The sequence below is a fragment of the Ensifer aridi genome (assembly GCF_002078505.1).
Taxonomy (GTDB): Bacteria; Pseudomonadota; Alphaproteobacteria; order Rhizobiales; family Rhizobiaceae; genus Sinorhizobium; species Sinorhizobium aridi.
In genome coordinates this window covers 1-21,160 of sequence record NZ_LUAV01000001.1, presented here as the reverse complement: position 1 = coordinate 21,160, position 21,160 = coordinate 1, and the positions used below count along the sequence as shown (strand labels likewise).

Genomic DNA, 21,160 nt, shown 5'->3' with positions numbered 1-21,160 from the left:
ACTTTCATCTACTGCTTGAAAGGAAACTCAGATGGAGCAGATTATCAATAAAGCCGAAGTCGAGCGCGAACGTCGTCTCGAGAGGGTCAGGGAGACGTGCCAACAACGCGGCGTCGACGTGGCGATTTTCACCAGTCCCGAGAACATTTACTATCTCGCTGGGCTCGACTACGAAGGATATTTCTGCCTGCACGCCCTCCTGGTCCCGATGGAGGGCAAGCCGGTGCTCTTCGCAAGACGTATTGAAACGCCTACGATCGTGCGCCAGGCCACGAACGTAGATTTTGTCGGATATGGAGACAATGACGACGTCGCGGCGGCAATAGCATCGCACTTGGTCAAGATGGCTGGCACGAGCGCGCGCGTAGCGTTCCAAAGGAACAGTGCCTGGAACGTTGCAATCGAAACACCGATCTGTGCAACTCTCCCTGACGCCAATTTTGTGGACTCTTCGGGCATCGTCGAAGAAATGCGTCTCGTGAAATCTCCTTTCGAAATTGAGCAAACCAAACAGGCAGCACGGATTTCCGACGCTATGGTCTCCGCAGGCATCGCCGCAGCGGGCAACGGTGTTGCTGAGAACACCGTTGCTGCCGAAGTCTACAACGCCATGATTTCTGCCGGTGGACAGTCTCCGGGGTTCCCGCCCTTCATCAGGTCGGTCGAAAGAATCTGCGAGCCTCACACCACCTGGACGTCCCGTAAACTGAAGACCGGCGACTCTTTCCTTCTGGAGCTCTCTGGCTGCATTAACCGGTACCACGCGCCAATGGCGCGAACAGGCTATGTTGGACCGGCTCCTGCGGCGGCAAAAAAGCTCGCAGAAATCAGCAACCAAGCACACCAGAAGGCCTTGAACGCCCTGAAGCCTGGTGCTCTGGCTTCTGATGTGCATGCAGCTTGGCAAGCTCATCTTAATGCGTCAAACGTGTCTGCGCGGCTTCAGCATTGCGGCTATACGGTAGGGGTGTCGTTTCCACCAACCTGGACAGGCGGTCCGGGTGTAAACAGTTTGCACGGCGCTAGTACTGTCCCGATAAAGCAAGGGATGGTATTCCACCTGCTCACATGGATTACGGATGATGCTGGGAACGACAACTTCCTTTCGGATTGTGTGCTGGTTGAAGAAACTGGCGCCGTGTTCCTGACCACACTACCGAGAAATCTCGCTGAGGTGTAGGCCCTCGAAGATTAAGGGGGACGCCGCGACTATGGGATCTGCGACCGGAATGAACATCTTTGATGCTGATCAGTCGTTCAACTCAGTCTCAGAAATCTATGCGATTTTGCGCAATCGCATAGCGCTGCTAGAGTATTCCCCGGGGACAAAGTTGTCGGAGAATACATTAGCTGCCGAATTTGGGATCAGTCGAACGCCGCTCCGAAAGGTGCTCCAGCGCCTAGAATTCGAGCACCTCTTGGTGCGGTCTCAAGGTTCCTACACAACCGTAACCGAAGTTGATGCAAGAACACTCAGCCAGATATACGAAGTTAGAATGGTTTTGGCTGAGAACCTTTACAGGTTCATTGATTTGCCGATACCAGCGTCTACAATTCACTCGCTGCAAAGATTGGTTGAGGAGTCAGAGCAATTACAATCAAACCATAATATCCATTTGCTTGGAAGGATACATCGCGACGCGGAAGAAGCACTAGCAGCAGCGATTTCCAACATTCGGGCGCGGGAAATCATTGAAAATCTTTACTTTGAGATCGGCCGAATCTGGTTAAGCTGTGTGCCTAAGCTCGATTGGAAAGAAGAAGTGGAGCTTCTTTCGTCGGAACTTCGTGAGCTTATTGCCGTGCTGCAACGCGGCGACCTACGCGGCTTCGGTTTCCGTAGAAGAAATCAGGCTGCGATGGCGTTTGAACGCATCTTCAAAGTAATATCGCGCGGTGAACCCCAGTGTGACTAACCCCTCTTATTCACGGTGTGGAGTAGACTTTGGGTAGGAAGATTGGGACTTGGCGGCACGCGTTTGACGTTAAAGGGTTCTTGGCTCTGCTGGCATCGTCGCCCCGGCGTTCATGCGCGGCGGGCCGCAGGTGGCGGAAGAGCTCGGCCCCGGGGCATGTAGCGTCGAAGGCGAAGCGGATGCGCGAGGCGGTTTCCGGTAATGCGGGTGCCGAACTTGGTGAGTCGCAGCCCGACCGTGGCGGCTCGGCTTTGCACTTGCAATCTCGCGCGGCATGGCCTAGCGCAGCGTTAGTAGCGGCCAGTAGCGGCGGTGTGGAGGACAAGGCGGACCTGGTTGGCGATTAGTAATCGGCAGGAGGGCCGGTCGGAGGCAAGCAGGCTCTTGTGCATCTTGATCTGGTTCTCGGCCTGACCGCGGGCGCAGTACATGGCTCAGCGGAGCCCTCAAAAATGTTGGTGGAGACGAAAAGGATGTCGAGGCCCATCGTAGTCGCCTCGATCCGGGCGCAGACGCGGTGTTCCTCCTTGCAGGACTTCGCCTCAGATCGGGTATTTGTATATCCGCGCAGCACCGGAATCTGTTCAAGGGCGAGGGGCGGATGTCGTCGGCGGTCTTCTCAACGAGACGCTTGAGAACCTTGTCGCCGGCGAGCCCGAGCGGATAGTCGCTGCCGTTGTTGTTCTGTTGTTCTCACACCATTGCATGACGTGTGCGCCCGGCCATAGTGGCTGTCGCCGCGGATCTCCTTGCCTGTCAGTGTCTTTCCCGGACGCAGGCTCGTGGCGAGAGGGCGAGCGTCGTAGATTTAGATCGGGTCGTAGATGTGGAACGGAAAGAAAAGCACTCGTCATTGTGGCCGTTGAACAACGAAAGCTGTTGATGGCCGTGAACGACGTCCACCTTGTCATGGATGTCGCGCGTAATGTTTTCCCGCGGCGCGGCATAAATCGATGGCCACAGGTTGACCAGCCCGCCACCCAAGCGCATCACGGTCCTGAGGTCGGGGCAGGTTCTCCAAGCGAGAGCAGGTCGGCTACGAGCACAGGTCAAGCCCGCTGTCGGGCAATCGTCCGCAGGCGAGCTTGAAGGCCGGGTCGAAGCGTAGCCGGTCGAGATCATTGGCATCCTCGGAGGCGCTGGGCGATAGCGAAGATGCGGCCGCGCAGGATATCGGCCATGCCTCACCCGCCCCGGATCACGCGGATCGTGGATCGCCCGGCAAGCCGTCATTCAGTTGCAGACGCCGCTTGTGATGCGTCCGCCGTTAAAAGCGGCTGTGATCTTCTTGCGTCCAGCGGTTGGAAAAGCAAACGGGCAACAAGATGCAGTCGACCGGAGTGGCTTAGACAACCTAATCCTACGCCATCATTTGCTTAAGCTACACCCGTCAGCCCATCATATGCCCGTCATGACTAAGACGGGCTAAAGTTGGGATGCAGGGAGGCGGACACGTCATTCGCGAGAAGCTGATCTGCATTGCGGGGATCCCGTTCCGCGCTGGTCGGCACAGGCTAATTTGCCCGACCTACACATTAGCAGCCCCGCTCGTCGTCTGTGCGGGACGCTGTCCGCGCTTTACTGGAATCGCTATCCGCTAATTACAGAAGCCCGCACATATTCTCCGGTTTCAGGAGGAGCACCTTATCTCGGTGTCCACGACACCGGCAGCAGGCCACCTTTTGTCGCCCCGCATTCGGTGGGGCATACACGACCCTAGCAATATGCGCACCTATGCATAACAGGACGCTGCAACATTCTATCTATTAGCTAGCAAAAGGTAGCTTTACGCTTCGCAGACATGAGCGTTAAGCTTCTTTATCATTTTTGGAGGGGGGCAGATAGGGGGCGATTGGGGGGGCTTATGTTCCTGCAGATGTCGTACATCCAGGTCGGCCCAGAAATCGAATGGGGGGCAAGTTCGTGATCGAAGCAGTTTGTGCTCACGTTGATGCTAAGAAGGACAAGTTCATAGCGCTCGCTGACCACATATGGGATCTCGCCGAGATACGTTTCCAGGAACACGAATCGTCGAAGGCACAGATGCAGGCGCTGGAGGAGGAAGGCTTTCGAATCGAGCGGAATATTGCCGCGCTTCCGACTGCTTTCACGGCCGAGTACGGCGCCGGCTCTCCCGTCATTGCCATTCTTGGAGAGTATGACGCGCTTGCGGGCCTAAGCCAGGTTGCCGGTGCAACCGAGATGCAGCCAATCGACCCGTCAAAGGAAGGCCATGGCTGTGGTCATCACCTACTTGGCACGGCAGGCGTAATGGCCGCGGTCGCAGTAAAAGATTACCTGAGGGCCAATAATGGGTCCGGCACTATCCGTTACTACGGCTGCCCGGCCGAGGAAGGCGGCTCTGGAAAGACGTTCATGGCTCGCGCAGGTGCATTCGACGATGTTGACACCGCTCTCTGCTGGCACCCCAGTCCCTTTAATGCCGTAAATGTCTCCGACACGCTTGCCAACTTGCAAGCCTATTTTCATTTCGCAGGCAAAGCGAGCCACGCTGCCGTCTCGCCGCACCTCGGTCGTAGCGCTCTGGACGCCGTTGAATTGATGAACGTCGGCGTCAACTACATGCGCGAGCACATGCCGCAGACTGCCCGCGTGCACTACGCAATCACTAGTACAGGGGGGATCTCGCCGAACGTGGTCCAGGCCGAAGCTTCGGTATTGTATCTCGTGCGCTCACTCGACATAGGTGCAGTCTGGGCCATCTTTGAGCGCGTAAAAAAGATCGCCGAGGGCGCCGCGCTGATGACTGAGACGACGGTCGAATGTGAAATTGACCGCGCCACTTCGGCTATGCTTCCAAATACTGTGCTCGACCGTGCACTCCAGCGCAATCTGGAAGCCGCCGGAGGCCCGGATTTCGATGCTTCGGATTTCGACTTCGGAGAACGAATCCGTGAAACATTGTCAGAGGAGGAAATCGCGGATTCCTTCGTGCAACTTGGGCTCGATGTTGACTTATCAAAGGTAATGCACACGGGTGTAGTCCCACTTGGCAACCAGCGTCAGCTCGATCTGGGCTCAACCGATGTCGCTGACGTTAGCCGGGTCGTGCCAACAGCGCAGTTCTGGGGAGCCTGCTACGCTGTCGGTACACCCTTTCATAGTTGGCAGATGGTGGCGCAAGGCAAGCTCCCCGCCGCTCACAAGGGGATGACGTATGCAGCTAAGGTCCTCGCCGCAACGGCCCTCGATCTCTTGAACGAACGATCACTGGTCGAAGCCGCAAAGACTGAGTACCGATCGCGTATGGACGGTAATCCCTACGAATGCCCGATACCCGACGACGTGCTGCCAAAAGTATTACGCAAGGCAAAGCGAACATGACGCTGGAGAAGATTTGGAGCCCGATTGACTTACCAGCATCGGCCATTTGACCGCATGTTTGGGCCTAGAACGGAGCGCAGAGGCTACCGTTGCTGGTCGACCAATTTCTACGACAACTATCATCTCGGGAGGCGGAAAGCCGCATGACAACGTTAGCGCTGACCGGCGACAGCATCATCCAACGGCGGCTTCTCAGCAACAGCGACCGGGAAGTGAAACCTCTATTTGACATCATTCGCCAAGCTGATGCCGCGTTCACGAACCTCGAAGTATTACCCAATGATTTCCAAGGAGATCCCGCGCTTGATAGTGGCGGGTCCCATTTCGGCGCGCCGTCGTGGGTTCTGGATGAACTAGTTGAAGCGGGTTTTGACCTGTTCGCAACCGCAACAAATCACAGCTTGGACTACAGCATATCGGGGCTGGAGTATGTCTTGCATCAACTCGACCGCCGAAGACTGTGTCATGCGGGTTGCGGCCGAGACCTCGAGGAAGCAAGGCAGGTCTCCTATTTTACAACGCCATCTGCAACTTTTGGCATGGTAGCTTGTGCCTCTACCTTTGCTCGTGGGCAGCAGGCCGCCAGGCGGACGCGTGCGATGCAGGGTAGGCCGGGTCTGAACCCTCTTCGTGTCGAGAACGTTTACGAGATCCTCCCTGCGCAGCTGGAGCAGATAAAGATAATCTCCTTTGACTTAGGCATCGAGCAACTGCGCCGCCTCGACATCGATCTCGGCTTCGGCTTTGAGAGTGCGGCCGATATTTTTCCATTCAACGGCATGAATTTTCGGGCAGCTGACTGCCCTAAGCACCGACAAACCCCGAACAAGCAAGATCTCGATGAAATCCTGCGCTGGCTCGAGGAGGCCCGACGAATGTCGGACATAGTCGTGGTGAGCATACATGCACACGAGCAAGGCGAAAGGGAAGAGGATCCTGCCGAGTTCATAAGAGAGTTCGCCTATGCTGCCATCGACGCAGGTGCGGATGTTTTCGTGGGCCACGGTCCTCACATTTTGCGAGGCCTCGAAATTTATAAGCGGAAGCCAATCTTCTATAGCCTCGGCAATTTTATTGGCCAGAACGAGCTGGTACAGCGCCTGCCAGCGGACTCGTATGATCTTTTTCGAGTAGAGGACAGTCATACACCAGGCGCCCTTTACCAGAAGCGAACTGATAATGACCGCATCGGCTTCCCCGCTTATCCAAGATATTGGGAAACCGTGTTACCGGTCTGCGAGTTCGAAGGTAATGATCTCGTCTCCCTGATCATCCACCCGGTGTCGCTGGGCCTGGGCGAAGCTCGTCATCGCCGAGGACGACCGCGGCTTGCCTTAGGGGAGGCCGCATCTGTCATCCTCGAGCACTTTTCGGCACTCTCCCAGCCGTTTGGAACCAAGCTGGAGTTGAACTCAAACACCTGTCGTCTGGTCATGAGTGAACCTGAACTTAAGGCGTCGGGGTCAGGCGATGCCAAAAGAAATGTGAACCAGCTCACATCCTAAACCAAAACAATACAAAACAAACCTAAACAGAGAGGAACTACAATGGCATTTAAATTCACACGACGTAGCTTGCTCGGCGCATCGGTGTTGGCGCTCGCGGCGGCTTCACTGACGTTTTCGAACACGTGCTTCGCAGAGGAGGAAAATACTCTGGTCGTAGCCTTTGGTGCCCAGCCGCCAAGTCTCGACACGCATGTAACTACCGTAAGTACAACGAACGTTCTCGCTCGGAACATATTCGAAACATTGGTTACGCTTGATGCCAGTATGAACGTCCAGCCCGGACTTGCTCAAAGCTGGAGCGTCAGCGAAGATGGCCGAACGTATCGCTTTACCTTGCGTAGTGGCGTCAAATTTCACAACGGTGAGCCGTTGACCTCCAAGGATGTCGTCGCATCGCTTAAGCGATGGCAGACTTACTCTCTCACAGGAAAAAGCGTCTTCGAGGGCGCAAATTGGGCTGCCGAAGGCGCGGACACGGTTGTGCTCAATCTTCCCGTCCCACGATTCAATGCGCTGGAGTCGCTAGCACCTGCCTACACGCAGGATCCTGTTATTATGCCGGGCGTGATTGCTGAAGCAGCAACAGATAAGCCTGTGACCAAGTTAGTCGGAACGGGTCCATTCCGACTGACTAACTGGGAGGCAGATCGTGCGCTCGAATTGGAGCGCTATGCTGACTATACGTCCTTCGATGGCACACAGAGTGGCACAGCAGGGGACCGCACGCCGGCATTCGCCAAGCTGAGAATTGAATTTGTACCCGACGAATCCACGCGGACGTTCGGCTTATCCAGCGGCGAGTACGATATCGCCACTCCCCTGGCATACGATAGCATATCGGAGCTGCGCTCGAGTGATGAACTCAACCTTGGCTCGGCATCAAGCGCGATGATCAATCTGGGATTCAATTTCGGCAAGCCAGGCATTTTTCAGGACAAGCGTGCCCGTGAGGCGATCAACTTAGGGCTTGAGCGGGAATCGGTTTTGACCGCCGCTGCCGTTGATCCGCAATTCTTCCGGCTAAACAACCACTTGATGCTGCTGGCTCAGAAACAGTGGGCAGCGGACGTCGGCAAGACCGATTTCAATCCCGCCGATGTTACAAAGGCCATGAACCTGCTTCAGGAAGCAGGCTATGATGGCAAAGAATTAGTCCTCATTACTTCTCGCGACTATGCAGAGATGTACAATTCCGCAATCGTCGTCCAGCAACAGCTGCAGAGGTTGGGCTTGAAGGTCAAGCTCGAAAGTTACGATTGGTCAACCTATGTTAAGGCGCGGGCCGACAGGCAGGCATGGGACCTGATCATTCTGGAGGCCTCCCCCAAGCCCGCACCAACGCAGCTAATTTTCCTGAACAAGGATTTTCCCGGAGGACCGCAAGACGCGAAGCTTGAAGACATTTTAGCCAAGTTTCGCAAGGCAGGCACGATGGAGCAAGCGAACGAACTCTATCGCAAGTTGGAAGAATGGAATCAGAGTTATATTCCATCCGTGAGACTCGGCGAGGTGGACTTCCCGTTCGCGACGTCTAAACGGGTTCAGGCGATTGACGTTCAATACGACCTGATGTTCTGGACTGCTCGTCTGCGCGACTAAACCGAAGATCTTGGCTGATGAGGTCGCTCTAGTGCAGCGATGCCGCATCCATGCGTGGTGCGGCATCGCCCGAATTCGGAGTTTCATCTTATGTTCACATACACTCTCCGGAGGGCGGGGGCACTTATCCCCGTCTTGCTTGTTGTTTCAATCGTTGTTTTCTCTCTCGGTTGGTTAGCACCAGGAGATCCGGCGCGCATTGTGCTTGGGCCAGAGGCGCTGGAAGCCGACGTCCAGAAGCTTCGGGACAGCATGGGACTGAATGAGCCCCTTTGGCATCGCTATCTTGAATGGATGTCGCATGCGTTCCGCGGGGACTTGGGGACATCCTATTTCTTGAATATGCCTGTGAGTACCGCGATTGGGCAGCATTTTGGGCCGACAATGCAACTTGCCGTCCTCACCATTGTGTACGCCCTTGTGATCTCCGTCCCATTGGGAACGCTGGCAGCCCGTTGGCGAGGTTCGGCCTTCGATCAGGGAATCGCAGGCTTTACCCTTATCGGACTTACGTTCCCGAGCTTCGTCCTCAGTCTCCTTCTGGTAATCATTTTTTCGGTCTGGCTCCGATGGTTGCCGGTGGCAGGTTACCGCGATCCATTTAGCGATCCCTGGAACGGGCTCCGTTATCTTATCCTTCCCGCACTTTCCCTGGGAACGATCTATGCAGCTCTTATCACACGCACGGTGCGTGCTTCGGTGCTCGATGTTTTGAAATCAGAATACGTGGATGCCGCTCGCTCCCGCGGTGTCAGCGAGAATCGATTGCTCTTCGCCCACGCGTTGCGCAATGCGGGTCTACCAATCATCACGATGATCGGTTTGAGCTTCGCATCACTGTTGAGTGGTGCAGTCGTAGCAGAGTCGATCTTCAATATACCTGGGATCGGCTCACTCCTCGTCAATGCGATCGAGCGACGCGACTATCCCGTCTTGCAGGGCGTTGTCCTGTTCTTGACCATCATTTATCTCGGTCTCAACCTGTTGGTGGATCTGCTCTACGGCGTCATCGACCCTAGGGTGCGACTTACAGACTCAGTTGTGAAGTGAACAGGGCTATGACTGAATTGACCCAAACTATCCTCGGTCGGCGTGGCGGGGCATTTTCCCGCGCGATGCAAAATCCTCACCTGATCGTTGGCCTGATCATCGTCGGGGGGATGGCGCTAGCTGCGGTCGTGCTCCCACCTTTGATGGGCCTCGATTCACTGGCGGTCGATCCTCTGAATCGGCTGAAGCCGCCGTCGGTGGCGCATCCCTTCGGCACCGATAATTTCGGACGAGATCTGGCGGCGCGCATTCTGTTCGGGGCTTCGACATCCCTTAGTCTGGCGGCCCTCGTCACCGTGCTGGCTGCCTCGCTCGGCGTTGCTGTTGGCATCCTCGCGAGCTTTTCTCGTCTGCTGGACCATGTCATTATGCGAATTTGCGACGGGTTGATGGCCATTCCAGCCCTGCTGTTCGCGCTCGCGCTGACGGCGACCTTCGGGCCGAATTTCAGCAATCTTGTGATTGCACTGGTGATTGTCTTTGTGCCAGGCATCGCCAGACTCGTGCGCGCTCGTGCGCTTGCCCTTCGCTCAGAAACATTCGTCGAAGCTGCCATAGCCATGGGAGGAAGCAATCTCCATGTCATGGCGAGGCACATCTTCCCGAATGTGCTATCGATTGTAGCGGTGCAAGTAACTTTCATTTTCGCAGAGACGATTGTGATTGAGGCAGCGTTGAGCTTTCTCGGCGCGGGCGTGCCTCCGCCGGCAGCCAGTTGGGGCAATATTCTTTATGATGGAAAGGCCGCAATTACAAAAGCGCCATACATGGTTCTTTTCGCCAGCACGGCCGTAGTGATCACCGTGGTCGGCCTCACCATGATCGGTGACGGTTTGCGCGATCTGGTTGATCCAAGGATGAGCGCCCGAGAAGCTGGTGGCGTAAGGAGGTTTTTTCGTCTTGTCGTGCCGCGCAGCGGCAAAGGAGATCATCAATGACCATGCCCCTCGTCATCGAGAACTTGAATATCTCTTTTGGCCAAGGCGCGATTGAGGCTGTGCGCGATGTCTCGTTGGAACTTAGACCTGGTGAGATACTCGCCTTGGTCGGCGAGAGCGGTTCCGGCAAATCATTGACTGCCCGTTCAGCTCTGAAAATGTTCCCCGAAGGCGCTATTGTTGACGGGCGCATTAACCTGACTGGGGAGAACGTGCTTGCAGCCTCTCCGAAGAACCTGGAGCGGATTCGCGGCAAAGCAGCAGCCATGGTGTTTCAGGAGCCATCGACCGCACTCAATCCTGTGTTTACCATCGGCTGGCAGATTGGTGAAGGGCTGAGGGCGCACGGAATGGGTGATATGCGGAAACGTCGCGCCCGTGCCATTGAGCTCCTGCGCGAAGTCGGTATCCCGGATCCTGAGACGAGGGTCGATTACTACCCGCATCAGCTTTCTGGCGGTCAGAAACAGCGGGTCGTCATTGCCATGGCGCTGGCGCTTCGCCCGGCGGTCATCATCGCAGATGAACCGACGACCGCTCTCGACGTGACCGTCCAGGCGGGCATTCTGAATCTGCTGCGGCGCTGCCGAGACGAAATTGGCACTTCGATCCTAATTATCACTCACAATCTAGGAGTAGTGGCAGAGCTAGCAGACCGGGTGGCGGTAATGTACCAAGGCCGGATCGTAGAAGAGGCCTCCAGCGCGGCACTCTTTGCTTCGCCGCAAGCTGAGTATACCCGCAGACTACTAGCCGCAGTCCCACGTTTGGGCGAGGGGACGCCGAAGGAGGATGCTACCAACCGGGAGGGGCTGGTCCTTGAGACTAATCAGCTGGAGATTACCTATCCGGGCCGCTTCGGCAGAACGTTGGTGCACGCGATTAGGGGAGTGAGCTTCGACATCGCAGCTGGCGAGGTGTTGGGTCTTGTCGGCGAAAGCGGATCTGGCAAGAGCACGATCGGCCGTGCCGTCGTTGGGCTCTCGCCTGTAACTGGCGGTGCGATGCGGCTTTTCGGAACTGATCTGCGCCATGTGAAAGGGGAGAGGCTGCGCGAATTGCGCCGACGCGTCGGGTTTATTTTTCAGGATCCAGCTTCTTCCTTTAATCGATTTATGACGGTGTTCGATTGTATTGCCGAGCCGCTACGTGTTCATCGCGCCCTGTCTTCGGCTTCAGCAGTTAAATCGCGAGTGCTGGAGTTACTTGATCAGGTGCAACTGCCGCGTGATATGTCCGGCCGTTATCCTGGAGAGCTATCAGGCGGTCAGCGGCAACGGGTGGGTCTCGCTCGAGCATTGGCACTTAATCCTGAGTTCATTGTAGCGGATGAACCGACGTCGGCTTTGGATGTCTCGATTCAGGCTAAAGTGCTAGACCTGTTCAAGTCCTTGCAAAAGGAGTTGGGCTTTGCCGCATTGTTCATTAGCCATGATCTGGCTGTGGTGGAAGAAATCTCACATCGGGTCGGAGTTCTGCGCCATGGCGAGCTTCTAGAGCTTGGATCAGCGCGCGAGGTCATGTCGACCCCGCACCATGATTATACGCGGCTTCTGATAAATTCGGTCCCTGTACCGGATCCAGCGATTCAGGCGAGTAAGCGAGCGGACGTCCAATCGATGTTATCCCTGGGAGTACCGTCTTAGGTAACGCGACAGTTAGCCAGTTAGAGATGCGACAGTCCCTGCGCTCGACGTGCTGGTCAACGCCAACGTTGGGAGCACGGATGACGACCTTGACCGTTGAAGCAGTCATTCTGACGATGTTCCGTAAGCCATAAGCCCGAGAGCGTTCAGGCGGTGGTAGGTCCACGGCATGATCGCGTCGATTTCTGATCTCGGCAAGCCATTGGCAACCGCTTGAGGGCCTGAGTGAGCCAGACCAGCGGATCGACGTTGTTCATCTTCGCCGTTGTGCAGCAGGGTCGCAGGTCGCCAAGTCCATCCGCCGCCGTCGCTGCCGGCAAAGAGCGAGTAAGCGCTCGACGATGTTGGAGTCGACCTCGATGCGGCCGTCGGTCAGGAACCGTTCGAAGATGGCGCGACGCGAAGCATAGCGGAGCGCCTTGGAGCGTGTAGGCGTGCTCGAGCATCTTGCCGGCCCATATCAAATATCACAATATCATCCATGATGATATCAACACTGGCACCGGTCAGCCTCGGCCGGGACGGCTCGTCAACCAGCAGCGCCGCAAAGGCGGGGAGCCGCGACGATGCTTTCAGGCAGCGTCAGAGACTCATGCCGCAGCCGCTTTGGCCAGTCATGGCCTGCCAGCGTGTCACCCCTACTTGCGTGTCTTCTCCGCGTCTGTGCGCCGCCGGCCGTCGGACCTCCGATCACCTTAAGCCGACCGCGTAGCCCCACCTGGGATGTCGAACTGGGAGTCCATATTGCCCTCTCTTGCCGTTCACAAGACTCAGTGAATAGCGAGGCACCGACGGTCGGGCCGAGCAGGTCGGAAGGCCCGAAGGCGCTGCTGCAGGAGCTAAATGGAGCGTGGTTTGAGCGGTCCGATCGCTATCATGTATTCGCTCTCATACCGCCCCTTAAAATGGACGTCACGGTCGAACCAGAAAGCTTGTCGAATTGGCGCATCCAGATCCCGAGCCAAAGTAGCGAAGAGCGAGTTGGAGGCCTTGTTGCTGAGCGCGACGGTGGCCTTGATGTGCGTTACGCTCTCGCAACATGGCCTGTTCAAGGCTGAGACGATGAGGCCTTTGCCCACCCCTCTGTTGCGCACCCCAGGATGCACAGCAATCTGCCAGACGAAGAGCGTGGATGGCTCTCTGGGCGGGCGATACGCCGATAGCCAACCAACAATCTCTCCAGCGCTCTCCGCGATTGCGCAAGTGTCAGCGAAATCAGTGCAAAGCAGGAGTTCGGAGTAAAACGAGTTGCGGTCTAGTTGCGGGCAGAGCCCGACGAGATCCCACACATCGGCTGCATGATTGGGCGCCGGTTTTCGGAATGTCACCCGCTCCGACTCGACGTCGGATTGAAAAACTAGGCTCTGTCTGCCATCAGCCATCCACAGGCTCCCTTCTCAGTTCCCTCACGCCAAACACAGCCGCCACTGGGCTGTAAGGGCCAAAGCGACGGCAGGCCCACGATCATCTTTCCTCACTCCGTGAGACAGCGATTGCAGCTTTGCATATATCGTGCCAACGGGGAATTCGGTTCACAAACTTATGAGGCCCTCAACGCGACGTGTCTCATGCCTGACCTTGTAGTATATGGGACAGGCTGAGCAACTACCCCGAACGAAGCGAAAAGTGCACCAACCAAGAGAGTGACGATGATACCTGCTGCCTCGTCTTCGAGATGGGCCCGAGGACCGGCTTACCACCGGTACTCTGCTGCCGAAGCATCAAGCCGCGCCAAACCTCAAAGCCGCAACCGCGGTCGAAGGCTGCGCCCGTGCTGATCGCCGCCACCGCCGTCATCGAGATGAGCGGACCTACCCAAGAATACTCATCAGGCGTCGGCAATTCGCCTCGCTCCGGGTGATCTCCTCGATCTCGCGCGTGACCCTCTCGACGCGCTCTACGAGCGGCTGCTACCGCTCGATGCATGTGTGCGCGGACTGGAGACGCTGTCCAACCAGTGCCACAGTTCAGCGCTGAGGTCGTCGAGGTTGAGGAACGAGGGCGCCAGAAAGAAGTCTTCACGAATATAGCAAAACGGTCTTGGCCCGATAGGGACGGCATGCCCTCGGATGAAAGCCGCACTGACGCGCGAGATCACCGCACGGTTATAGATAATACCCTCTGTCGCGCCTTCGCCCGTGACTGCCGTCTTCATCCGATCGTAAAGGATCTCGCGCCGAACGCCCCCAATGGCCTCAAAACAGGCGACGTGGCAACGCAGCACGGTTGGCAGGCTCTGATGCATCACGAACCGCGATCAGATGAGGCGGCTGTAGCCGCGAGCACCATGGAAGACAAACCTCGGCGTCGTCGGTTCATCCGTGAAGACGACATGAAACTGGGCAAAATCGACCTGCGTCCGCTCGCCCCGCGGTGTCTCGAAGCGAACCTCAAAGCCTTGCTCGCTCGGCGGCCTAAGTTGCGCAAGAAGTCGGTCAGCGCCGTGTAGCCGCGGAAAACGAGAAGGCATGCGCCAGGGCGCATCCGCTTCTTTTGCAGCCAAGCCTGCTGATCGTCGACGAAATCGGGTATCTTCCGGCCGTCGCCGGCAATCTGGTCTTCCAACTCGTCAACACCCGCTACGAACGCGACGCGATGATCCTTGCCTCAAATCGCGGCTTTGCCGAACGGGCGATGTCTTCGGCGACCCGGTGGCCGCCACCGCGCTGCTCGACAGGCTTCTGCACCATGCCGTGGTCGTGCAGATCGATGGATCAAGCTATCGACTGCGTCAGCATGCCGAGCTCACGCCGGAGCATGTCCGCTCGAAGGCGATGATCACGCCGCCAGCCTTCAGCCCGCCGCCGAAACCAAGGAGACGTCCGCCGAAAAAAGGCCATTTCGTCCATGACGACCCCGTCAGTGTAATTGGGGAATTTTACTTCGGCACTCCTATGACGATCACGACTGATTGTGCTCATAGTAATTCTGGCACCAAAATTGATGCCGTTACAAGATCGGGGACTTGGCAGGTGTGCTGCGCGGCTGTTGCCTGACGACGATTGATCAAGCACCTATTCGCGGATTGGCTACCGCACGACCCTTTTCCGTCGCGGACCTTCCTCCTTCAATTGACCGGGCATTGATCATATCTGCCCCAGCGCCGTATCGAGGATTATCCTACATCATTCAGACCGCGCAGCACGCCAACCAAGTCCAGTGTTTCTTTCCGTTCGCAACTACCGCGTTGTGGCTGAGGCCGCGCGCTCCGGGCTGCGCAACCCAGACCAGCTTCGCCCTGCGCGCGCTAGCGCCGTGGTTCAACAGCGACGGGCGGTGTTTGCCGGGCGATGTCCCAGATGAACCCGGCCAGCTCCCGAGCAACGGCGGTCACAACCTTGACCGTCTGCTTTCCCGAAGCGACAAGTCTCCGGAACTTGGCGCAAAGGCGAACCTGCGCTTTCCAGGCAATGGCTCTAATATGTTCCGGAATCTCGGCATTCCGGTCTATCAAGCTTCGCCCCTCGCGGGCCGGGAAACGATAATGCCATGCCGATTCGATCAGCATCGTCCGAGCCGCCGCGTTACCGCTGCGGGTGATCTCTCCACGCCTGATCCTCTTGCCGCTGGAATGCTCGGCCGGTACCAGGCCGAGCCATGCCATCAGCTGTTTGGGGCTGCCGAACCGATGCAGATCGCCGATCTCCGCAACGAGCGTAGCGGCCGCCGTCAATTTGATACCGCGCAAAGCCTGAAGCGCATGGACCAGAGGACCCAGTACCCAGCCAGAGACGGCTTCCTTCAAAACGTCGTCCAGCCGGTTGCAACGGGCGATCAGATCATGAATGCGCCGCTTGTATTCCTCGAACACAAATTGCTGGTGCGGAAAGGCAAACTTCTGTTCCGACAGCCAGCCCCAATGAGCCTTGCCCCAGATCGCTTTGCCGTTGAACCGTCGACCGTGACGCAGCAGGAAACTCTTCAGAGTGGACTTTGCCGCACCGAGTTCATCTTTCGCCTGCCGCCGAGCGCGGACGACGTCGCGAACCGCTTCATGCGCTTCGTCCGGCACCCACACCGCGACCAGCTCGCCGGCGCGCAACAAACGGGCTAGCGTTTGCGCGTCCCGACGATCGGTCTTCACCCGATCTCCCGGCCGTCGCGGCTTTGAAGACGGTGAGATCACCATGCAGTCCACGCCGAGCTTTGCGAGGAGGCGATAGATGATGAACCCGCATGGCCCGGATTCATAGCAGACGCGAAGCTCCGAGCCGCCTTGCCCGATCTTCTTCAGCGCCGAATGCAGGGCTTCAGGTCGATTGGCAATTGTCCCGAAATAACGGACCTCACTGTCAACGCCATCATCTGCAACTGCAATGGCAATAGTGTCCTGATGAACGTCAAGGCCGATAAACTTCTTTCCTGCCATGAGAGCTTCCCTTCTGTTGCTCGTTCAATGAGCACATTCAGAAAGCCCCGATCTCGGCGCAAGTGATCGTCATCCGGTCAATTCACGGAGGCACTGACAAACCACGTTTTCTGCGTAGGCGAGCATGGGCTCGGCCTGACGAATTTCGTTCGGCAGAGTGACGATTGGGAGGATAGAAGCACACTGGCGGGCTTGGGGCCATAGATCTGCCGAGCGATGAGGTGCGGATATTCGTGACAGCCGATGAGCTTGGCGCTCCTCAAGCATATGGCGCGTCTGGTAATCCCCACAACAGAGCGCATCGGCCGGAATCCAGGGGCACCGCACTCTGCGATCAACCGCTTCGGCCAACATGGCCGCATGCCTTCGCCGGCCTAGTCAAAAGCACAGGGGGTTTGGGGGATCGGCTTGTCGCGTCGCTCACAGGGGGCAACCGAGGGCAATGCTTTAGCATGTCTTTCAGCCCTATGATGGGCGACCAGGAGCATCGCTGCGGCCGAAGCGAGGATCAAAGAGAACCCTAAATAGACTTCACGCACGGATGCATCACGATAAAAAATAGGAGATAGAAAAACCCCAACACCTACTGCTTCAATGGCGGCCTGAAGATTATTCCGGGCGCGACCAATGGCGCGGGCGTCGACCGCCCTGAGGATGTGCGAATTGCAGATCGCCAAATTTATGGCGAAGGCCGTGCCCATCAGCCCATGCAGCAGCAGCGTGGTCCAAAAGCCCTGTGCTACGGAAAAGCCTGCTGTCGCCGCTGGCAGAAGCAGCACACCGAATCGCAGCAAGTTACGGTCAAATGCTTTACGAGATAGGCAAATTGGAGTAACCCCGCCGCTCAACCCTCCAATCCCCCACATTGCTTCTATCCATCCATAGGCGTCGGCATTCAGGCGAAGCTCCAGGCGAGTAAAGCCCGCCAGCAGTGACAAGGCCATCTGAGCTGTAGCCCAAGAATAGATGAGTGCGAGGCAAATTACTAACACTTGGCAATTGACAAAGATAATCCGTACCCCTTCGGTGATCGAGGCAACGTAGGACGATCCACTTGCATAAGTCGGAACCCTCCCCTCGGCATGCAAGCCACTCGCAAAAGCAGCCGCCAAAGCCGAAAACGCGATACAGATCATCAGGCTGTCGTTCCGAATAGCGCAAGGGCCGTACCGGCCGTAACAGCACCTACCACTTCTGCAGCCAAGCCTACTGAGACCGCGCCCGTGACAATTCGCGCGAGCGCCTTCCCTGCAACTGCTCGGAGCAATCCCTGCGTTGATGGAATGGAGAGTAACGCGCCGAAGTAGACGATGGAGGCTGTTATGTGGAGACACATCATTCCGGTCAGGTCCAACAACCGTGTCTGGATGCTCACGACCAGCCATGTGAGCCCGGCTATCCGAATGATTTCGCCGATGATAAGAAGGTACTCCGATTAAAATGATCGACGGCGACCCCGATGATTGGCCCGATTGTGAAGCTAACCACTCGCGCCGTCGGCCGCTGCCGGCGCAAACCTCGAACCGGCGCACCGGCTCCTCATCGCTCGATTTTAAGCGTAAGCTCTGAAATCGACATACGTCCAAGCCATCGTTCGAGCTCAACATCATTACGATCCGGAAGGTGCGGTCAAAACGTCAAAACACCGCTTGCGATGAAATGTGAAACTACGGACAAAATCCCGCAGGGCAGCCACCACCAGCTTAGCGAATCTCGACAGAGATGGTGAGCGGGCGTCACCTCGGAAGGCTTCACCGGCGTTCTGACTCGATCAAAGTCCAGGTTATCGCACGAGTCGGTAAATTAAAGACGAGCCTTCAGCGAAGCTGCCTCGTCGGATGTTCACCCTGAAGCTTCAAACCTGACGTTATTGCTGACCGCTTACACTAAGGGTGCGGACAGCAGGCGCCAGCACAGACTGCAAGAGCTTTGCGGTTGCTCTAGAAAAGATCAATTAGATCGGAACCGCGGGCTGGTCGGAAGCATGCTCTACGTCCTTTGTTCAAACTTGCTCGGGTCGGGCCTCTACTCCACACCAAGCCGCCGCAAACAGAGCGATCGCTTTTGTAATCCGCATCAGCGACGACAGGCTCACCCGCTCATCAACTGCGTGAATGTTCTCTGCAATCGGGCCGTAGACAAGACTGGTCATGTCGCCATGCAAGGCGAAGACAGCAGCGTCGAGGTAGCAAGGCATGACGAAACGTTGAAGCTCCCTTCCGGAGCTGTCAGCAAGTGTGTGGGCTGTCGCAAGAAGTGCTTCTGCTTCGCTTCCTGGTGTAAGAACAAATCCCCCTTGCTTGACCCCGACCCACTCGATCTCCGGCTCGGGGCATCCCTTCAGTAGTGGATCATTCTGAAATACTTCTCTGAGAAAGCGCTCAAAACTTGCCGCACGGGCCTCTGGGGTTTCGCCAGGATAGAAGCCAATGCGGCCTTCAAAACGACACTCACTTGGCACCGAGGCCAGCCACTCGCCTCCCGATATGGTGCCGATTGTCAATGCTATCGGATTGTCGACGCCGGCGAAATCGGGTTGGTCGAACGGGCGCTCTGCAATCCACTCTTGTTCGAGGCGGCGCAGATGTTCGATGGTGCGAATTGCGATGTCGAGTGCGCTCCTACCGGCGGCGACTTCGAATGGGTGCGCGGGTACTCCTTGAACAGTGATCGCAAATTTCATGACGCCGGTGTTGGCGCTGACAACCTTCTCATCGGTAGGCTCAGGTATGAGAACAACATCGGCTCGGAAGCCCTCGGCGAGAACCATTGCCGCTCCATTGCCTGTGGTCTCTTCTTCGATGACTGATTGAAACTGGACCGCCCCTGTCAGGTCGAACCCCGCAGCCGACAGTGCGTCGAGGGCAAACAGGTTTGCGGCCAAGCCAGCTTTCATGTCACCCGCGCCACGGCCATAGAGCCAGTCTCCTTCTAGAGTTGCCGAGAACGGGTCGTATTTCCAACGCGCCCTTCTGCCAACCGGCACCACATCAACGTGTGCGTTGAGTGCCAGAGACCTGCCGCCTTCTCGGGGTGAATGCTTGGAACCAATGACAATAGTTGAGTTCCTGAGTTCAAAAGTAGTCGGCGAAAAAGCAGGATCCTCGCCGATGCGAGTTGGATCAATCGTGAAGCTACGCACTTCATAGCCACGATTTACGAGGGCATTGGAGACAATGTTCTGAACTCGCGCTTCATTGCCTCGAAGTGAGGCGGCACGCACCAACTGCTGCAAAAACTCGACCTGCTCATCGAAACGGTCCTTAGTCGCCTTAATGATGCGCTCGATTTGAGATCTGCTGAGTACAGCCGCGGCAGTGGGATGCCGCAAAGATGTGGGTTCGCTCACGTTTGCCCTCCTGACTTTCTTGATAGGATATATCGCCGCCCCGTGTGCAGCGTAAAGCTAACGCTTGCTACACTGCTGAGCGTAAGTTAAGGCCAAAACTACGTCTAATTATCCACGGAAGCGCGGAAGTCTACGTCTGTCGCTTTATCCACGCTGTAAGAGAGATATCGCATATCTCTTGTTAGAATCAGTCCAATTATGCACCGGGCTCAATCCATACTTGATGAACATCTCATGAAACCGATGCAGGTTGACTTTCCGCATGATTTCCGTCCTGATCATCTCTCCTTTTTTGAGGTGGAAAGAGAATTTCAGTTTTTTGAGATCGATTGATTGAGCCTGCATAGCCTCCAGGTGGCCCTCCATGCGAAAAAGAGATTTATTATGGAATGCGACATGTCGAAACTGAAATAGGTCAAAGTTTCCATCGAAACGCCAATTCAAATGCTGCAGAACACAAAGATTGGCCAGAATTGCGCTTTGGTTATTGTAGGCTGCCTCCAAGACGTCAGATTCTTTGTCCAAATCTATACCAACCAAGAAATAGTCGCCGCGACCCAAAAACGATCGGACCGACCCGAGGAGGTCACATAACTCATCATCGTACATATTTCCAACCGAGCTCCCGAGGGAAAGTAAGAGTTTTGGGCCGACGAGGGTGGCGGCTTTTTCCAAGCCGGTATTGTAGGTTCCGATAATTCCTGTGAAGTTTACATCCGACTTCATTGATAAAATATTTTCAGCAGCTCTCTTCAAGATAGAGCTATTTATGTCAATAGCGGCGTAGTTAACTGACCCGAAAATCTCAGAATAAGAGGTAATCAATAGAAGTGTTTTCTCTGCATTCCCAGATCCTAGCTCGACAAGAGAAACCGGGCCTGTAATTCCAGAAATTGACTTTGCATTTCTGGCGAGTATGCTCCTCTCGTCCCGGAATAAATAATATGATTCCTCCTTACAAAGACGCTCGTAGAGCGCCGATCCGTTATCATCATAGTAATATATGGAGCTTATGGAGCGCGGCGATCCGGATAGCGACGATATCAATAAGTCGCCTCGGAATATCATTGCTTCCGGAACATCGGTGCCGGTAATATTGCACTGGCGGCCAATGTTTGGTTTAGATATGGCTGGAAGAGTGCGGAGCATGGTTTAATCCTCAAACAACTGTCGTACGGGCGATGCATTAGAACGATACGTTGTTCACTCACGACTTCGACGTTCGTCGGCGGCTCCTGCCACCTAGCAAGAATGATGTCAAAAGTTGTGCCAACTGCGCAAAAACGCCTTTGAGGAATTTCCTCCGCGTTATTCAGTGACTTAGGCGAGAGTCTACCGGAAGCATAGTTGTACACTTTCGTGTCGCGGCCTCGACAAACTGGACAGTAAATGACAGCAGCGACGGTTGATCGATGTTTCGTAACCACCCGGTTGTTACCG

General features: G+C 56.1%; 13 protein-coding genes and 4 pseudogenes. 9 read left to right on the top strand and 8 right to left on the bottom strand.

Translation table 11 applies throughout. The features are described 5' to 3' along the window. The first annotated feature begins 31 nt into the window (after positions 1–31). Positions 32–1,180 (top strand): M24 family metallopeptidase, encoded by a 1,149-nt coding sequence (locus tag AYK65_RS00090; RefSeq protein WP_081157708.1) that lies wholly within the window; start codon positions 32–34, stop codon positions 1,178–1,180. A 49-nt stretch (positions 1,181–1,229) separates the two neighbouring features. Further along, entirely contained in the window at positions 1,230–1,916 is a 687-nt protein-coding gene (locus AYK65_RS00085) for a GntR family transcriptional regulator (RefSeq protein WP_172401970.1), read from the top strand. 127 nt (positions 1,917–2,043) lie between these two features. On the opposite strand, the pseudogene AYK65_RS00080 reads toward AYK65_RS00085, so the two are convergent. Next, a pseudogene (locus AYK65_RS00080) lies at positions 2,044–3,269 on the bottom strand (transposase); the annotation flags it as partial. Positions 3,270–3,839: 570 nt separating this feature from the next. On the opposite strand from AYK65_RS00080, the gene AYK65_RS00075 reads away from it, so the two are divergent. From AYK65_RS00075 to AYK65_RS00050, 6 genes are all read left to right on the top strand, one after another. Further along, on the top strand, positions 3,840–5,261 hold the full coding sequence (locus AYK65_RS00075; protein ID WP_244559939.1) for a M20 family metallopeptidase: 1,422 nt from the start codon (positions 3,840–3,842) through the stop codon (positions 5,259–5,261). A gap of 143 nt (positions 5,262–5,404) precedes the next feature. Next, a complete protein-coding gene (locus tag AYK65_RS00070) occupies positions 5,405–6,766 on the top strand; it encodes a CapA family protein (protein ID WP_081157705.1) in 1,362 nt (453 codons plus the stop codon). Between the two features lie 42 nt (positions 6,767–6,808). Further along, positions 6,809–8,368 (top strand): ABC transporter substrate-binding protein, encoded by a 1,560-nt coding sequence (locus AYK65_RS00065; protein ID WP_081157704.1) that lies wholly within the window; start codon positions 6,809–6,811, stop codon positions 8,366–8,368. Positions 8,369–8,458: 90 nt separating this feature from the next. Continuing rightward, positions 8,459–9,418: an ABC transporter permease gene (locus AYK65_RS00060; RefSeq protein ID WP_081157703.1), complete on the top strand. Its 960-nt coding sequence runs from the start codon at positions 8,459–8,461 to the stop codon at positions 9,416–9,418. A gap of 8 nt (positions 9,419–9,426) precedes the next feature. After that, positions 9,427–10,356, top strand: a complete 930-nt coding sequence (locus tag AYK65_RS00055) for an ABC transporter permease (protein ID WP_081157702.1) — start codon at positions 9,427–9,429, stop codon at positions 10,354–10,356. After that, positions 10,353–12,002, top strand: coding sequence for a dipeptide ABC transporter ATP-binding protein (locus tag AYK65_RS00050; protein WP_081157701.1), 1,650 nt, complete (start codon positions 10,353–10,355; stop codon positions 12,000–12,002). Before AYK65_RS00055 ends, AYK65_RS00050 begins: the two co-directional genes overlap by 4 nt. Positions 12,003–12,107: 105 nt before the next feature. Here AYK65_RS00050 and AYK65_RS00045 read toward each other — a convergent pair. From AYK65_RS00045 to AYK65_RS32855, 3 genes and pseudogenes are all read right to left on the bottom strand, one after another. Continuing rightward, positions 12,108–12,423 (bottom strand): annotated as a pseudogene (locus AYK65_RS00045) (transposase domain-containing protein); the annotation flags it as partial. Between the two features lie 418 nt (positions 12,424–12,841). Continuing rightward, a complete protein-coding gene (gene ectA / locus AYK65_RS00040; protein WP_081157700.1) occupies positions 12,842–13,384 on the bottom strand; it encodes a diaminobutyrate acetyltransferase in 543 nt (180 codons plus the stop codon). Positions 13,385–13,917: 533 nt separating this feature from the next. Further along, positions 13,918–14,436: pseudogene (locus AYK65_RS32855) on the bottom strand (transposase); the annotation flags it as partial. Between the two features lie 13 nt (positions 14,437–14,449). Here AYK65_RS32855 and AYK65_RS34025 point away from each other — a divergent pair. Beyond that, positions 14,450–14,870: pseudogene (locus tag AYK65_RS34025) on the top strand (ATP-binding protein); the annotation flags it as partial. Positions 14,871–15,249: 379 nt separating this feature from the next. Here AYK65_RS34025 and AYK65_RS00025 read toward each other — a convergent pair. The 4 genes from AYK65_RS00025 to AYK65_RS00005 all read right to left on the bottom strand — a co-directional run bounded on the left by AYK65_RS00025 (position 15,250) and on the right by AYK65_RS00005 (position 20,869). Next, entirely contained in the window at positions 15,250–16,371 is a 1,122-nt protein-coding gene (locus tag AYK65_RS00025) for an IS110 family RNA-guided transposase (protein ID WP_081157699.1), read from the bottom strand. Between the two features lie 374 nt (positions 16,372–16,745). Then, positions 16,746–17,507 (bottom strand): MFS transporter, encoded by a 762-nt coding sequence (locus AYK65_RS00020; protein ID WP_081157698.1) that lies wholly within the window; start codon positions 17,505–17,507, stop codon positions 16,746–16,748. Positions 17,508–18,373: 866 nt separating this feature from the next. Continuing rightward, positions 18,374–19,720: an ArgE/DapE family deacylase gene (locus tag AYK65_RS00010; RefSeq protein WP_081157696.1), complete on the bottom strand. Its 1,347-nt coding sequence runs from the start codon at positions 19,718–19,720 to the stop codon at positions 18,374–18,376. A 144-nt stretch (positions 19,721–19,864) separates the two neighbouring features. Beyond that, positions 19,865–20,869: an L-histidine N(alpha)-methyltransferase gene (locus AYK65_RS00005; protein ID WP_081157695.1), complete on the bottom strand. Its 1,005-nt coding sequence runs from the start codon at positions 20,867–20,869 to the stop codon at positions 19,865–19,867. Positions 20,870–21,160: the final 291 nt, after the last annotated feature.